This window comes from Salipiger pallidus, assembly GCF_014643635.1.
GTDB classification, from domain to species: domain Bacteria; phylum Pseudomonadota; class Alphaproteobacteria; order Rhodobacterales; family Rhodobacteraceae; genus Salipiger; species Salipiger pallidus.
Genome location: NZ_BMJV01000002.1, coordinates 33390 through 49262 on the forward strand (window position 1 = coordinate 33390; position 15873 = coordinate 49262).

Genomic DNA, 15873 nt, shown 5'->3' on the forward strand with positions numbered 1-15873 from the left:
ATTTCGCCGGGCATGTTGTCACTAAAGGGCGACTTCCAAGAAGCGGAGCTCCGCGCTTGTGCGCAGCATTGGTGGGCAGAGGGGGGTAAGGAAGCGGTCACTCCTATACCTGTGCGAGCCACTTAGCGAAATTCGTCACGGGTGTCTGCGTCGAGCTGCGTGCCATGAGGGCCATCGATCTGCGCAAGAGATCATATCGCTTCGCCCAGGTGATCCGTCATCCAGCGGGCTTCTTCCATCGCGCTCCGACCGAAATGCCTGCGGAAGTCACGGCTGAACTGGGAGGCGCTCTGGTAGCCGACTTCCGCCGCGACACTGGCAACCGAACCGTGGTTGCGCGCGATCATCAGTCTTGCCTCGTGCAGGCGCATTGCCTTGATATACCGGAGCGGCGAGGTGCCCGTCAGCTGTTTGAAGTGGGCATGATAGGACGCAACGCTCATCCCGGCCGCGGTGGCCAGATCGGGCACCGAGAGGCTCGTGGTGAAGCTTTGCCGGATCCGCCCCAAGCTCTCGAGTATTCGTCCCGAGGGGCCTCGTTGCCGCAGGGCGGTGCGAAGGGCGCCGCCCTGCGGCCCGACGAGTACACGGTAATGTAGCTCCCGCAGCAGTCCCTGGCCCAGGATCGTTGCTTCCTGCGGATCCGCGAGCGCGGCAAGGGTCCTGCCCAGAAGCGCGTGTATCCGCGGGTCCATCGGGCTGGAGACGAGGCTCCGGGCCTGCGCCGGTGTCGTCTCTCCCATCGCGTCCAGAGCGACGGCGATCTCAGCGGCCAGCTGCAGGTCGAACTCGAGATAGAGCGCCAGAAGCGGCCGTTCGGGATCGGCCTGCGAGGCCATACGGAACGGCACGGGAACCGAGACGGCAAGATAGTGATCGGCATCGTAGCGATAGACCGTCCCGCCCAGAAAGCCCTGCTTGGCGCCCTGCAGCACGAAGACCGCACCGGGCCGGTAGAGGACCGGCACATCCTCGAGCACGGCTTCCGAGCGCAGGATGCGCAGGCCAGGCAATATCGTGCGGTTATACCCCGCTCGGGGCGCGATTTCTGCCGCTTGGGAGAGGAGATCAGTGGAGTTCATAGGATCGGGCAAAAATGAGAGAGGATCAGCCGTGTACGACGGGTTCGTTCAAGACAATCTGTCAATCCATCGAAACACGCAAGCGAGGGCCTCTTCATGTCAGGCAAGACTTTCTTCATTACAGGCGCCAATTCGGGGATCGGATTTGCAATCGCTAGCGCGGCCTGGAAAGCGGGACACAAGGTGATCGGCACGGTCCGCTCTGAGGCAGCGCGGGCCTCGCTCCTCGAACGTCTTCCCGACGTACATCCGGTTCTTTGCGACGTCGCCGATGTCGATCGTATCGACGCGGTGGTCGCCCGGGCGGAGGAAGATTTCGGGCCGGTCGATGTCCTCGTGAACAATGCCGGCTACGGCCACGAGGGCGTGCTGGAGGAATCCCCCCTGTCCGAGATGCAGCGCCAGTTCGACGTCAATGTCTTCGGAGCGGTCGCGGTGGCCAAGGCCTTTCTGCCCCGGTTTCGCCTGCGCCGAGCCGGCTTCATCCTTAACGTCACTTCGATGGGCGGTCTGATCACAATGCCCGGGATCGCTTACTACTGTGGCAGCAAGTTCGCACTGCAGGGCCTCTCCGAGGTCATGCGCAGCGAGATGGCGCCGTTCGGGGTGCATGTAACGGCACTCTGCCCCGGCTCTTTCCGCACCGACTGGGCAGGTCGATCCATGGTTCGGAGCGAACGCTCCATCGCCGATTACGACAGTCTCTTCGACCCGATCCGCCGAGCGCGGCAGGAAAAGGACGGCGCCCAGCTTGGCGATCCCGCCAAGCTTGCTGAGGCCGTCCTCGGCCTCGTGATGTCGGACACTCCCCCGCCGCAGCTTCTGCTCGGCAGCGACGCGCTCGGCCTGGTGCGCAAGCGGCTTCATGCGATGCTCCAGGAAATCGATGACTGGGAAGCCGTCACCTGCTCCACCGACAGTTAAAGGCGAACGCCAGCCGTACTTGGGCCCGAAGACACACCGCCGTCGGGCCCGACTTGGCTTTTCGCGGCACCAGATAAGAGCGACTGCTGTGGACACGACGCGGTCACGCGGCAGCGCGGTGGCCGAGCGCTCCACCTTGGCCGAGGTCTCCGTCGCACCCGGCCATCGGCGGCATCGTGCAGCATGATCTGGCAGGGCAGGGCCCGCAGAGCGGAGAAGCCTGCCATTCGCTGCACATCAACTGAACATCTGAGGCGTTCGATATAAAGGCCACGATGAGATCAGTATCCACCGGCTCATCACACTTTTCTTTCGGTCGTGGGACGGGGCCGAGGAGGTCCACCGGAGCTCCGTTTTACAAGCTCGACGAACGCGCTCGCCGCTGGTGAGAGCGTTCGACCTGTCCTGCGCACGAGCCCGATACGACGCCGCGCACCGAAATCGGTGATTGGTCGCTCGATAAGATTGCCCATGTTGAGGACTGGTAGCGTCAGCGTGGGCAGGGCGGTCACGCCGAGCCCGGCCGCGACCAGCGCCCCAGCGGTGGCGAGATGCGCAACCTCGAACCGGGGCGACAGTGCCGTGCCGAGCCGCAGGCATGCTGCATCGAGCAATTCGCGCACGCTCGTGCCTTCCGCCATGGCGATGAAGGGCATCGCGATGAGCTCGTGCCAGGCGTAGGCGCGCTCCTCGGCCAGCGGGCCGGCAGGGTGCCCGATCGCCACGAATTTATCATCTAGCAGTGGCTGGAAATCGAGCCGGCTGCGCGCTGACACGGTCCCCGCGGTGAAGCCAAGATCGGCAACGCCGCTCTCGACCGCCTCGAGCACGCTGCCGGACAGGGCATCGAGGATGCGCAGGTCGATGCCTGGATGCGCCTCCGAGAACTCCCCGATCAGCCTCGGCAGCAAACCGGCCGTCACCGAAGGAAGACCAGCGATGGTCAGACGGCCCTGCCGACTCGATACGAAGGCCTCGAATTCCGCCATGCCGTCTTCGGCCGAATAGAGCATCCGTCGGGCGACGCGCCCGAAGACCTCGCCGGCGGCGGTCGTAGCCAGATTGCGCGTATCGCGATCGAACAATCGGGTGCCAAGCCGCGCCTCGAGCCCGGCGATCTGACGGGACAGGGCCGAAGGCGACAGGTGCAATGCCTCAGAGGCCGCGCGGAAAGAACCCGTGTCTAGCAGCGCGATGACGGCCGCGTAATCGGCGAGTGTGACATTGTTGTGTTCCATGCACGGATAATGAACGAAAGCGCACTTCACGCAATAGATCTCGTGGGGCATCGTCTGATCCTGCGTCCCCGGGAGGGGGATTGCGATCAAGGGAGGATAATATGACACGCGCAATCGGCGCCCTGCTGGGCGTGACTCTTCTGGCCGGCCCGGCTCTCGCGCAGGATCAGGAGCTGCTGATCGGCTCCACGTCGGCATCTTCGAGCCATTACGGCTACTTCGTGGCGGTTGGACAGCTCATCAACGAGAACGCCGAGGGTTTGTCCGCATCTGTCGTCGAAACCGGCGCGACGCTTGACAACATCAAGCGGATGTCGCGCGATCAGATCGACATGGGTCTGGTAACGACCAACACAGCGCAGCACGCTTATGCCGGAACCAGCGATTTCGAAGGCAACCAGCAGGATCTGCGTCTTTTGTGGGTCTACACCAACGCACCCCAGAACGCGATCGTGCGGGCCGATGCCGGTGTTGACAGTCTCGAAGATCTTGATGGCGTGAGGTTCAACCCCGGCATCCGTGGCTCGTCCACCGAGGCGACGACCGAGGCCGTGTTCGATACACTCGGCCTCAGCGCGGATTTCGCCCGCGGCTCCACCACCGATGTCGTCGGCGCGATCAAGGACAATCGCGTCGCCGGCTACGTCAAGTCGGGCTCCGGGCTGAAGCTCGACGGCTCGACGATGGATATCGCGACCGCAACCGAAATCGAGGTGCTGGGCCTGACCGACGAACAGGCCGAGACCCTGCGCGCGGAAATGCCAGACCTCTCCGTGGTCGACATCCCCGAGGGCGCGGCCGAGGGCATCCCGGCCTACACCACCTGGGCGTTCGGTGTGGGCGTCGCAGCCCCCGCCTCACTGGACGAGGAGGCCGCCTACAAGATCGTCTCTGCGATCATGGCCGACACGTCCGCGCAGGCGAATGCGATGGCCAGCATCAAGGATGCCGATCTCGCCGAAATGACCCTCGACTACGGTACCATCCCGCTGCACCCCGGCGCCGCGCGCTGGTTCGAGGACAACGGCTACGACCTCCCCGAAAAGCTCCAGCCGGAAGGGTGATCCCGTGAGCCTCGAGCGCTTCCAGAAAGCGCTGGCCGTCCTGGTCGGTGCCTTCGTCTTCTACACCGCTGCGACCGGCCCCTTCGAGGGGCTGGTCCAGAGGGCTCTCTTTCTTGCTCTCGTCTCGTGTCTCGGTTTCGCGCTCTACCCGCTCGGGCGGGATACGTCCTGGCGTCCGGTCGGGCTGGCTGTGGACTTGGCCCTCGCCGCGGTCACTGTCATCGCCTGCGGCTACGTGGTGTGGAACTATGAGACGATCATGGGCTCGCTGCCCTGGGCCACCCGCCTCGACATGGCCCTCACCGTGGGGCTCGTGGCCGCTGTGCTCGAACTCGGCAGGCGGACCGTTGGTCTTATCTTTCCTGTTCTGGTGCTGCTCGGGCTCGCCTATGCGCTTTTCGGCAACCATCTTCCCGGCGCGCTCAGCCACCGTGGCTTTGACGCCGCCTTCGTGACTGAGACCATCTTCCTCGGCGATCTCGGCATCTGGGGCATGCTCACCGGCGTCGCCGCCACCGTAATCGCGGCCTTCGTCCTCTTCGGCGCGCTGCTGCTGCATACCGGCGGCGGGCAGGCCTTCATGGATTTCGCCATGCGCGTCGGCGGACGCCAGCCCGGCGGCGCGGCCAAAATCGCGACCATCGCGAGCGGGCTCTTCGGCATGATCTCGGGCTCGGCCGTCGCCAACGTCGCAACCACCGGCAACTTCACCATCCCCATGATGATCCGCCTCGGGTATCCGCGCCCCTTCGCGGCAGCGGTTGAGGCGGTCGCCTCCACCGGCGGCCAGATCGCGCCACCGATCATGGGGGCCGCGGCCTTCGTCATGGCCGAGATCCTTGGCATGTCCTACTGGACCATCATCGTGGGGGCCATCCTGCCGGCGGTGCTGTTCTACGTGTCGGTCTTCATGACCGTCCATTTCGTTGCCCTGCGCCGAAACCTCGCGCTCCTGCCCGAGGACGAGATGCCGGGCTGGAGCACCGTCATTGCCCCGCGCCGGGTGCTGCCGATCCTGCTTGCGCTGAGCGGCCTCGGGATCGGCATCTGGCTCGGCCGGTCCATCGCCACTTCCGCCTTCTACGGCGTGCTCGGCCTTCTCGCGGCCTTCTTTGCCACCCAGACCGGGCGGCTCACCGCGCGCGAGATGGCGGGCCGGCTACTCTCGGGCCTAGAGGATGCGGGGCGCGGCATGGTGATCATCGGCGTGCTGCTCGCCGGGGCGCAGGTGCTCGTTTCGATGATCAACCTCACCGGCATCGGCGTGACCCTGTCGTCGCTTATCGTGACCTGGGCCGGGGATTCCACGGTTCTGGTCGCCCTCGTGGTCGGACTGGTCTGCCTGATCATGGGCATGGGCCTGCCGACAACTGCCGCTTATGTCCTCGTGGCAGCGGTTCTCGCGCCGGCGCTGACTGCCGTGGGCGTCGCGCCCCTAGCGGCGCATCTCTTCGTGTTCTACTTCGCCACCATCTCGGTGATCACGCCGCCTGTCTGCGTGGCAGTCTTCGTGGGCTCGGGCATCGCCGATACCAACTGGCTTCCGGCGGCGGGTGAGGCGGTGCGGCTAGCGGCGGTGACATATGTGGTGCCGTTCCTGCTGCTGCTTTATCCCGGCATGACCATGCAGGGCAGTGCGCTCGACATCGTCGAGGCGGTGTTCGCGGGCCTGGCGCTCGTCATCGCCATCCCGGCACTGCTGTCCGGGGCGCGACTGATCGGCAACCGCGCCGCCGATACGCTGCTCCTTGTCCTGGTGATCGCGATCGCGATCTGGCCCAATCCCGTCACCCCCTTCGTGGCATTGGCATTGCTCGTCGCCGGACGCGCCGTGGGACGGACGAGAGGGGAGGCTCTGACATGACCATCCGCATAGGAGCAGGCGCGGGCTTTGCCGGGGACCGGATCGAGCCCGCCATCGACCTCGCCGAGCGGGGGGACCTCGACTTCCTCGTCTTCGAATGCCTGGCCGAGCGGACAATCGCGCTCGCGCAGCAGGCCAAGCTTGCCGATCCCGCGTCCGGCTATGATCGGATGCTGGAGCGGCGCATGCGGGCCGTGCTCGCGCCATGCCGAAGGGGCGGCACACGGATCGTGACAAACATGGGGGCCGCCAACCCCCGGGCCGCCGCCGAGGCCGTCCGGACCATCGCCCGGGAGCTCGGTCTGACCGACCTGAAGGTAGCGGCGGTCACGGGCGACGACGTTCTTGACCGCGTGGCTGGTCTGCATTTGATTGAAACGAACTGCACGGCGGGAGCGCTCGGGGACAAGCTCGTCTCGGCCAACGCTTATATCGGCGTCGGCGCCATCGTCGGTGCGCTTGACGCAGGGGCAGACGTTGTCATCTGCGGACGCGCTTCAGATCCGTCGCTGTTCCTCGCCCCGCTCGTTCACAGCTTCGGCTGGGCCATGGATGACTGGACCCGGCTCGGTCGTGGCACGCTCGTGGGCCATCTGCTGGAATGCGCGGCGCAGATCACCGGCGGCTACTTCGCGGATCCCGGCCACAAGGACGTGCCGGACCTCGCGCATGTCGGCTTCCCACTCGCAGAGGTCGAGGCGGATGGAAACGCCATTCTGACCAAGCTCGAAGGCACTGGCGGCGCCGTGACCCGTGCGACATGCACCGAGCAGCTTCTCTACGAGATCCACGATCCCTCCGCCTACATCCAGCCTGACGTGGTCGCCGATTTCTCGCACGTGACGTTCGAGGAAATCGGCCCCGACCGCATCGCGGTCAGGGGCGGTGACGGGCGCGCGCCGACGGGCAAGCTGAAGGTGTCGGTCGGATATCGCGATGGCTGGATTGGTGAAGGCCAGATCTCTTATGCAGGCCCCGGCTGCATCGCGCGGGGCCGCCTTGCCATCGACATCGTCAGGGATCGCCTCCGGGCGCGCGGGGCCGAGATCCATGAACAGCGTGGTGAGCTGATCGGCTACAACTCGGTCGGCAGCGAGCCCGATCCCGCCATTCCCGAGCCGCCGGAAATACGGATGCGTTACGCGGCGCGCTGCACCTCGCAGGAGGTGGCCTCGAGCATCGCCGAGGAAGTCGAGGGCCTCTATCTTTGCGGCCCCTCGGGAGGCGGCGGGGCGACCGGCCACGTGCGCGAGGTCGTTGGCGTTGCCTCGGGTCTTATCCCGACCGATGACAGCATGCCTGTATACGAGATTTTTGAGGCCTGACATGAAGCTACGCGACATCGCCCATGCGCGAACCGGTGACAAGGGCGACACCTCCAACATCGCGGTTATCGCCTATGACCCGGCTGACTGGCCGCAGCTCGAGGCGCAGCTCACAGAAGATCTGGTCGCCCGCCATTTCGCCCGGACCGGCGCGCGCGAGGTCACGCGGTATGCGCTGCCCCAGCTCTGTGCGCTGAATTTCGTCATCCGGGGAGCGCTCGCCGGTGGCGTGACCCGCTCGCTCGCCCTCGACGCGCACGGCAAATGCCTTGGCGCCACCCTTCTCGCACTCGAACTACCAAGCGTTGACTAGTGTATGGGTGAGCCGTGCAGGCTTTGGCAAAATTGGCTCGAAGCGCTCATGCGGTGCTGCGGCGGGCTATATGACCAGCTTGGCGGTACTGCTTGATGCTCACGGCCTCTCTGGACATTTGTCGGGCATGCTAACGCTACAGGGCAGCGTCAACGAAGCGGATCTCTGCGGTTGCGCGCAGCATGACTGGGCAACGGGGTGCGGGTACGTCAGCCAAACTCGATGAAAACTCGCGCTCCGGAAACCGGGATTGCGGACCCTATCATAGGGCAGGACGCCGTGAATGCACCCCAGCGAAATCTTGGATTGCCTAGGCAGCTTCGCGGGGCGAATAGTCCTTCCTGGGGGATGCCTGCGGAAAACTGCCGCTTGTCCTGTAAGGTGGCGTAGAACTCCTTGAGACGCTTGATGATTGCGGCCTCGTCGAGTGCCGGATCGGCCTGCTTGCTCAGGATGACGCGGATTTTGGGCATGGATGGGGGCTTTCGTCATGGCTCTGCCAGCCGCCATGACGGGGAGCATTCGTGCAGAGCCTCGGCTGAGGTCGCTGCGCCGGTCGCCGACGGCAGCTCAACGCAGGAAGCGGTCACAGCTCTGCTGGGTCCATTTCTATAGAGCTGCCATTCGGGTGGATCGCAGTGATCTGGAGTCCGAGCCTTTGTACACCTTTCTAGGGATTGAAGACCTTGCGCACTGCGCCACCGCAATGTGGTGACGGATGCACGACTGACAGGTTTAAATTTCTCTGCGCGCCAACTCCCCAGCACTTGAAGGCCATCATAGGTGTCGCCACTTGCATTCGCGATGCGCCGTTGGTCGGTGCCGGAGTTCAAAATGGTCGAGACTTGGCTGCCGCTTATCGCGGGGTTGGTGCTGCTGGTTGCTGGTGGTGAGTTGCTGGTGCGAGGAGCGGTGCAGGCCGCAGAGCGATTGGGTGTCTCACCTCTGGTCATCGGCCTCACACTTGTCGGCTTCGGGACGTCGATGCCGGAGCTTGTGACCTCGGTGCAGGCCGGACTCAGCGGCTCTCCGGGTATTGCCTACGGCAATATCGTTGGCTCCAATATTGCCAACATACTGTTGATTGGTGGAATTTCGGCACTGATCTGCCCGGTGGTCGTCTCCGAGGCCACGCTACGGCGTGATGCGGCGCTGATGCTCGGGGTGGCGGCACTCTTTGCGGCGCTGGCGTTCACACTCCCCATGGGCCGCCTTTTCGGCACGGCATGCGTCGCGGGCCTTGTCGTTTACATCGTGACGGTCCTCCGGCAGGAGCGTAGATCAGCAAAGCGGGGCAGGCTTCACGACGAGAGTGCGGCGCTGCCACTGGCTGACCCGAATCTCGAAGCAGCCCCGCGCCACGCCGGGCTGGTCGCGCCGCTGCTGCTTGCTCTTGCCGGGCTCGGCCTGGTCGTGATTGGCGGCGCACTGCTGGTCGATGGGGCGGTTGCTCTGGCACGTGCATTCGGTATCGGTGAGACGGTGATCGGCCTGACCATCGTGGCTGTCGGCACATCGATGCCGGAGCTCGTGACCTCGGTGATCGCCGCGCTGAAGCGGCAGGGCGATGTGGCCTTCGGAAATATCGTCGGCTCCAACATCTACAACATTCTCGGGATTGGGGGCACCACGGCGCTGATTGCGCCTGGCACTGTGCCGTCCGAGATTGTCACCTTCGATGCGCCGCTGATGGTGGGGGTGAGTGCCCTGCTCGTGGTCTTCGCAGCGACCGCGCGCCGCATCGACCGTTGGGAGGGCCTTTCACTTACCGCGGGCTATGGCGTCTATCTCTACGTGCTCTGGCCCTGATCCCCTACGGCTGCAACGGCCAGAACACCGGCGCCAGCAGGACCGTGACGATGCCTGCCATGATGTTCATCGGCAGGCCAAGCCGCAGGAAATCGGTGAAGCGATAGCCACCAGCGTTGTAGACCATCGTGTTGGTCTGGTAGCCGATCGGGGTCGCAAAGCTGGCGCTGGCGCCGAACATGACGACCACGACGAAGGCACGCGGGTCCAGTCCCAGCGCGCCAGCCACGCCGACGGCAATCGGGGTCATGATTACCGCGACAGCATTGTTGGTGACCACCTCGGTCAGCACCGAGGTCACGGCGTAGATCAGCGCCAGCGCGAGGATCGGGCTCAGCTGTCCCAGTGGCCCCGAAAGCCCATCGACGATCAGCGCCATCGCCCCGCTGCGCTCCATTGTGGTGCCGAGAACCAGCATGCTGACGATCAAGAGCAGCAGACGGCCGTCGATGGCACCGATGCCCTCATCCGGCTCGACGCATCTCGTCAGGAGGACCAAAGCCGCTCCGATGATCGCCAGCGGCAGGATCGGCGCAAGCTCGAGCGCTGCGCCCAGAACGACCATCACCAGCACCGCCAGAGCGATTGGCGCTTTGCTGCGCCGGAAAGCTCGGGCCTGCAGCGGTGCCAGCAAAATCAGATCCTCGTCCCGAGCAAGGCGCGCGATGTCCTCGGCCGGTCCGTCCAGTAGGACTGTATCGCCCGGCTTCAGCTGCAGCCGATCTTCGAGCAGGTCGCGCGCGCTGCCTTTTCGGTGAAGCGCGATCGGGTAGACGCCGTGACTGCGTCGCCAGCCAAGCTCTGCCACCGCGCCCTTGCGGCCCTTCACCAACGCTTCGACCACTTGATGACGCCGCGCATTTGCCGGCTCAAGACCGGGAATGGCAAGGCTGCGCGAGCTCTCACCCCTGTAGCCTGCCACCTCGGTGTCGGAGGTATGCAGCACCACGCGGTCACCGGGCTGCAGCACCTGGGCCTGAAGGCTGTGCCGCAGCGAGACATCCTCGCGGATGAGGTCCACCAGCCGGGTGGCGCTGCGCCGGAAGTCGGGGATGTCACCGACCTTGCGGCCGATCAGCGGAGAGGTCGCGGGCACGAACAGCTCGACCCGCCATGCCCGCCCGCTACGCGGCGCCTGCATCTCGGCCAGGGCCATCCGCTCGGGCAGGAGGCGCGGCGCGGCCAGGGCAAGAAAGACGCTGCCGACGAGCGCCAGAACGATGCCGAGTGGCGCAATTTCGAAAAGTGAGAAGGGCGCCAGATCAAGATCGCGGGCGACCCCATCGACAAGGATGTTGGTCGAGGTCCCGATGAGGGTGCATGTGCCCCCCATGATCACCACGAAGCTGAGCGGCATGAGGAACCGTGAGGCGCTGGTGCCAAGCTGGCGCGCCAGTCCGAAGACGACCGGGATCAGGATCATCACCACCGGGGTGTTGTTCATGAAGGCTGATGCGATCGCCGCGAGTGCAAAGAACAGCACGATCGTGCGACGCGGCTGCCGTCTCATGCCACGGCCCAGCCATTCGGCCACCGTCTCGAGCACCCCGGTGCGCACCAGCGCGGCGCTCAGCACGAACATAGCGCCGATCGTGGCCGGAGCGGAGTTGCTCAGCGCCTTGAGCACATCGTCGGTGCTCGCAAGACCAAGCAGGAGCGCCACGGCGACACCCCCCAAAGCGGTGACTTCGGCGGCGAAGCGCTCGGTCAGGAACAGGGCAAAAACGGCGGCCACCAGAAGAAGGGCGCCTTGAGGCGCGTAGGAACCGAGATCGAAAAGCATGGGAAGCACCCGAATAAACGCCGCGCTGGAAAGGCGCCGTCGGCAAGGCGCAGGTGTCGGGCCCTCGGCCCACGACACCTTCTCAGTGACGATCGAGCATGTCACTTATTGAGGGTGGTGAGAATAGGGATTCTAAGGGAGGGCTCCGCTTGGACCCAAGACAGCTTTTGAGCAAGTGTCTTTCCGTGCATGGAACCAGGGGCGGGTTTCAACGGGGGCTGTCCTCATTCATTCTCGCCGCTGGGAGAAGCTTCCGAAAAGCTCTCGCCTCTGAGGTGGCTGAACACCTGAGCTCCAAGGCTGCGTGTTGTATTTGTTGCTTTGTCCGGCAGTCCCATCTCATCACGCATTGCAAGCAGCAACTGGCGCGCTGGCTGCGGGTCGCCGTTCACCAAGGCTGTGAATGATCCCGTTGCATGACGACGGATCAGAACATTGCCATGTTGATAGGTGTCTACCACGGAGCCGACGTCGAACCGGTCAGTAGTTGAGATGCGCTTAGGGAAGGTCATCGCGTTGCGCATCAGGCGTCTTTTCCCTCGATACGGAGCTTTTGCGACTTGCATCAGTTGCTCGGTGCTCGCATCGAACACGACTTCAATCGCCAGCTGATCTTCCGCGGTGTCGATCCAGACCACGATCACGCGGTCCACCAGATCAATCGTCGCCTCATTGAAGGCAACACCGGTCGAAGTCGTGATGGTTTTTACTGAAACCCGGAGGCCGTCTGAATCGAGCAGATCAAAACCACGTTCGTTATTCGTTGAGGTTAGTTTTACTCCCAGATAGTCCGCGACGAATGCCTCGCCGATCACCCCTGTGTGGGCTCGAAGCTCCTGGGGAGAAATCCCTGCCTCAATGCCCGCGATGTAGGCTGCGCGGCTGGCAGCTATACAGGTTCTGTAGGAGATATTTGAGCTTGTAACAGATTTGAGTGGCAGGTCAGGGCATCCAATTGAACCCAAGAGAGTCAGGCGCTGACTACTCCTGCGGTGATCGCGGAAGGCCAGTCGCGTCGAGCGGCCCCGACATAGTGATCTCTCCGGAGCTCCGCGGCGCCGCATGTCGGCTTCGAGCCCAAAACTGCGTGATGCTGCGCATCCAATGGGTGTCGAATTCAGTGATAGCGCCGTGGTTTTAAAACGGTGTTCTCTAAGGTGCCAAGTCCGCTTTCTGGTACGTTCCAAAAGCTTGGCAGGGCCACTGTTGCAACGACTGAACCGCTTCACAGGGCCATCAGGCATGGGCTTATTCCCACGGGCAGACCTTAAGTCTCATTCTGCGGCAGTTTGTCGGCGATCTCGTAATAGTCACCCTTCTCCGAGACGAAGATATGCATCGACAGGGATGTGTCGGTCGGTCCGTCGAACATCCCCATCGCGATTGCCGTCCAGTCGTGGTGGAGCGGATCCCAGAACAGGGTCGAGCCGCATATCCGGCAGAATCCCCGCCGAACTTTCTCGGAGGAATGATACCACCGCACAAAATCTTCGCCCTCCACGTGCAACGCGGCGCAGGGGACCTCGAGGGACGCTCCGTAGTGGCCCCCGTGTTTCCGGCAGGCGACGCAGTGGCAGGCGTTCGGTCGTGGAAGATCGCCTTCGACCGCGATCTTCACGGCTCCACAGAGGCACGACCCTCTATGCATTGGTCCGCTCCAAGGCGACCACCTCGGACCGCGTCCTCCGTCTTGGCCCGAGCGCGCGGATCAGTGCCTTGGCTTCTGCGGGGGGCTCCTGCTCGCGCCGACGGTAATCCGAGCCATCGGGTCGACGGGTGAGCAGACCACATGAGATCATGGTCCGGCGCAGGGTCGCCGGATCCTCGAACAGATGCTCCGCGCACAGCATTGCGCTGACCTCATGCTCGTGGAGCGGCCGCCTCGATGGGAGGGTGGCCCAGAGCGCCCAAAGTGCGAGCGTCTGGACGCTCCGCCTGGACGGCCACTGCCGGAGCCGGCCAGCGTCGTCGAACTGGTGCAATGCCCGCTCCACCGTTCGCGGATCGGCGAGCTGCTCGTCGGCGGTCCGGCCGAGCCGCAGCGCAGCCGCGTGCGCGGCCCTCATGTGCTGGACGTTCTCGTACCCAGCCGCGCGGGCCAGCATGTTCATCAGGGTCAGGTGCGATGGGCTCGCCGTGCCGAGCTGCCGGGAGAGCCTGCGTGGGAAGGGTGTCAGGTCATCCGCCCGGAGCGGAAGAGGTGTCTTGGGCATGTCACATCCAGGTCGGGCGCCGTCCACGGTCATCGGTCGCTGGCTTGACGACGCAGCGCCTCATGGGTGCAGTGCCGTTCGATGGTGATGGCAGGTTTAGCTCTCCAAAGGGAGCAGCGACGCCTCGGTGTCTGCCGACCGTGAAATAACGGTAGCCGACGACGCCGCGCGGGCCAACTCCTTCGAAGGACGGCCACGTAACCAGCGTGTACCTGATTGATACGGACATTCGGGCAGCACAAAGCGAAAGCCTGCTTCGTCCGCACGACGGACCTCTCGATCCTGAACAATGCTGCGCGGTCCTGTGACAGTCCGGTTCGGGGAAGCCGTGCTGCGGCAGTCGTGATCCTGGCGAACGTCCGGAGAGGGCCGGGGGTGATTGGTATGCTGTTGGTGGTGACCACCCAGGCGGAGCAGCAGCGACCCGCGCCTGCCGGTCGGCTCTGTCGCGCAGGGTCTGCAATTGGAAAGTGACGTTGTTCCGCGAGCCTGGCCAGGCCTTCCGGCCCTCGTCGACCGTCCCACGGGTTTGTTGTCGCGGTGGTGCAGCTTCCAAGAAGCGGCCTGTCGTGACATTGTGCAGCGAAATCGAATGGTGACGGTCGGCGATGCGGACGAAGCTGCGGTTTGCTGTGAACGCGACATCAACAAGCCGATATGTCTGCAGCTTGCAGGACGTTGACGCCGAAAGCCTTGGCTGAGCGGACTGGACAGCGCAGGTAGATAGCGGACCAAATGATGCGCTGCATCCGGCTAACAATGGATATTCCGAGCGTTCCTTGCTTTTCCCGAGGCGCGACAATCGGGGCGCTTGCGGATTGGCGGATCGCTGCTATGCAAGTGAAACCATGCGAGTGCTGATCCGGATATCCCCCCTCGGCGCGCTTGTCGCGCTGCTGTTCGTCGCTCTGGCGACGTCCGGCTTCGCGCATCGCATCGTGTCTGCGGACGAGCAGGCTGCCATCGCCTATACGCAGGCCTTCGGGGTCGATGCTTCGGAGATCTGCGGTGATCCGGGAGCTGGATCGGGAGGCAAGGGCTGTGAGGCCTGTCGGCTTCATTCCTTCACGAGCCTGCCGCAACCAGCCGTCGGCCTCATCCTTGCCGAACTCTCGCTCGATCCGGTGGAATGGGTGTCCCAGCCCCCGATCCTGCACGATCTTGCCGCGGTGATCCCGCGTCACGCGCGGGCACCACCGACCGTCTGATCCTCTTGCGGTCGGAGGCGAGAGCATACCGACATATCGCACCCCTTTGCCGTCTGCCTGATCTCTCGCGCGATGCAGTTGCGTGGCAGACGGCAGCGCGAGCGCCTGATCCGATCAGAACCTTTCGTCATCCGGCCATGGGGCAGAACGCCCCCATGCCCCCACCATTCCCCCGTGCCCGGCTTTGCCGGCCAATTCAGAAGAGGACTGCCATGAAACGCGCCCTGACCTTGATCTTCCTGGCCCTTGCCACGCCTTTGGCGGCCCACGATACCACTGCAGGCAGCCTGCATATCGACCATCCCTGGATGCCGGAGCCGATGGCCACGGCGAAATCCGCCGCTGGGTACATGGTCATCACCAACAACGGCAGCGAGGCTGACGCGCTTGTCGAGGTCCGTACCGAATTTGCCAAGCAGACCACGCTGCACACCACCGAGCATTCCGACGGCGTCGCAAAGATGACCCACATCATGAGCCTGCCCATTGCCCCCGGCGAGACGGTGACGCTGCAACCGGACGGTTTGCATGTCATGTTCATGGGCCTTCAGGACAAGGCTGCCAAGGGTGACCTGATCCCGGCCACGCTGGTCTTCCGTCACGCGGGCGAGGTCGCGGTCGAGTTCGCAGTGGATGCGATGGCCAGCCACGATCACGGCGATCATTCGGACCATTCCGGGCACTAATCGATGCCCTTCCTCGGGACGACAACACGGGCGCTGCTGCTTCCGGCGCTGATCGGCACGAGCATCGTGCCGACCGGCTTCATGCGCGCGTCCAGCCCCGAGGAGATGAGCCTCGTGATCTGTACCGGGGGTGGTCCGCAGGAGATCACCGTCGATGCGAGCGGTGAGACAGTTCCGACGATGATACTGGTGACGTGCCCGGCGACGATCAACGCAGCGCGTCCTGCATTCTGTCAGGGCTCGTGCCAACGCTCCTCCCCGATCTCACCGTCGCCCGGCTGGAGGGGGCGGCGCGCCACCTGATCCTCCGGCGCAGGGAACACCAAATCCTTGCCCGCGGCCCGCCCCTACGCATCGCAGCAGC

Annotated in this window: 16 protein-coding genes; 9 read left to right on the plus strand and 7 right to left on the minus strand. The window is 64.2% G+C overall.

The annotated features are described in order from the left end of the window. Positions 1-191: 191 nt before the first annotated feature. Positions 192-1082: an AraC family transcriptional regulator gene (locus IEX41_RS05790; RefSeq protein ID WP_188789301.1), complete on the minus strand. Its 891-nt coding sequence runs from the start codon at positions 1080-1082 to the stop codon at positions 192-194. 96 nt (positions 1083-1178) lie between these two features. Here IEX41_RS05790 and IEX41_RS05795 point away from each other — a divergent pair, with 96 nt between their 5' ends. Continuing rightward, positions 1179-2006: an oxidoreductase gene (locus IEX41_RS05795; protein ID WP_188789302.1), complete on the plus strand. Its 828-nt coding sequence runs from the start codon at positions 1179-1181 to the stop codon at positions 2004-2006. A 299-nt stretch (positions 2007-2305) separates the two neighbouring features. On the opposite strand, the gene IEX41_RS05800 is transcribed toward IEX41_RS05795, so the two are convergent. Next, on the minus strand, positions 2306-3295 hold the full coding sequence (locus tag IEX41_RS05800) for a LysR family transcriptional regulator (RefSeq protein WP_188789303.1): 990 nt from the start codon (positions 3293-3295) through the stop codon (positions 2306-2308). Between the two features lie 50 nt (positions 3296-3345). On the opposite strand from IEX41_RS05800, the gene IEX41_RS05805 reads away from it, so the two are divergent. The 4 genes from IEX41_RS05805 to IEX41_RS05820 are packed head-to-tail and all read left to right on the plus strand — an operon-like array spanning position 3346 to position 7810. Further along, positions 3346-4308: a TAXI family TRAP transporter solute-binding subunit gene (locus IEX41_RS05805; RefSeq protein ID WP_188789304.1), complete on the plus strand. Its 963-nt coding sequence runs from the start codon at positions 3346-3348 to the stop codon at positions 4306-4308. 4 nt (positions 4309-4312) lie between these two features. After that, a complete protein-coding gene (locus IEX41_RS05810; protein ID WP_188789305.1) occupies positions 4313-6172 on the plus strand; it encodes a TRAP transporter permease in 1860 nt (619 codons plus the stop codon). Continuing rightward, complete coding sequence (locus tag IEX41_RS05815; RefSeq protein WP_188789306.1) at positions 6169-7497, plus strand: acyclic terpene utilization AtuA family protein; 1329 nt, start codon at positions 6169-6171, stop codon at positions 7495-7497. The genes IEX41_RS05810 and IEX41_RS05815 overlap by 4 nt, the downstream gene beginning before the upstream one ends. Position 7498: 1 nt before the next feature. Continuing rightward, positions 7499-7810: an AtuA-related protein gene (locus IEX41_RS05820; protein WP_188789307.1), complete on the plus strand. Its 312-nt coding sequence runs from the start codon at positions 7499-7501 to the stop codon at positions 7808-7810. A 209-nt stretch (positions 7811-8019) separates the two neighbouring features. Here IEX41_RS05820 and IEX41_RS05825 read toward each other — a convergent pair whose 3' ends face one another. Further along, positions 8020-8283: a hypothetical protein gene (locus IEX41_RS05825; protein ID WP_188789308.1), complete on the minus strand. Its 264-nt coding sequence runs from the start codon at positions 8281-8283 to the stop codon at positions 8020-8022. A 361-nt stretch (positions 8284-8644) separates the two neighbouring features. Here IEX41_RS05825 and IEX41_RS05830 point away from each other — a divergent pair, with 361 nt between their 5' ends. Next, complete coding sequence (locus IEX41_RS05830; protein ID WP_188789309.1) at positions 8645-9619, plus strand: calcium/sodium antiporter; 975 nt, start codon at positions 8645-8647, stop codon at positions 9617-9619. Positions 9620-9623: 4 nt separating this feature from the next. Here IEX41_RS05830 and IEX41_RS05835 read toward each other — a convergent pair whose 3' ends face one another. From IEX41_RS05835 to IEX41_RS05850, 4 genes are all read right to left on the minus strand, one after another. After that, positions 9624-11402: an SLC13 family permease gene (locus tag IEX41_RS05835; RefSeq protein WP_188789310.1), complete on the minus strand. Its 1779-nt coding sequence runs from the start codon at positions 11400-11402 to the stop codon at positions 9624-9626. Between the two features lie 224 nt (positions 11403-11626). Continuing rightward, positions 11627-12217, minus strand: a complete 591-nt coding sequence (locus IEX41_RS05840; RefSeq protein WP_188789311.1) for a DUF6998 domain-containing protein — start codon at positions 12215-12217, stop codon at positions 11627-11629. Positions 12218-12669: 452 nt separating this feature from the next. Continuing rightward, the gene (locus tag IEX41_RS05845; RefSeq protein WP_229672962.1) at positions 12670-13020 is read right to left on the minus strand and encodes a GFA family protein; all 351 of its coding nucleotides are present in this window, start codon (positions 13018-13020) and stop codon (positions 12670-12672) included. Positions 13021-13042: 22 nt separating this feature from the next. After that, positions 13043-13615, minus strand: a complete 573-nt coding sequence (locus IEX41_RS05850; RefSeq protein WP_188789313.1) for a DUF2087 domain-containing protein — start codon at positions 13613-13615, stop codon at positions 13043-13045. Between the two features lie 848 nt (positions 13616-14463). Between IEX41_RS05850 and IEX41_RS05855 the strand changes: the two genes are divergently transcribed. The 3 genes from IEX41_RS05855 (at position 14464) to IEX41_RS05865 (ending at position 15812) form a co-directional block, all read left to right on the plus strand. After that, on the plus strand, positions 14464-14823 hold the full coding sequence (locus IEX41_RS05855) for a polyketide synthase (RefSeq protein WP_188789314.1): 360 nt from the start codon (positions 14464-14466) through the stop codon (positions 14821-14823). A 212-nt stretch (positions 14824-15035) separates the two neighbouring features. After that, complete coding sequence (locus IEX41_RS05860; protein ID WP_188789315.1) at positions 15036-15509, plus strand: copper chaperone PCu(A)C; 474 nt, start codon at positions 15036-15038, stop codon at positions 15507-15509. Between the two features lie 3 nt (positions 15510-15512). Next, positions 15513-15812, plus strand: coding sequence for a hypothetical protein (locus IEX41_RS05865; protein WP_229672963.1), 300 nt, complete (start codon positions 15513-15515; stop codon positions 15810-15812). Positions 15813-15873 lie beyond the last annotated feature (61 nt).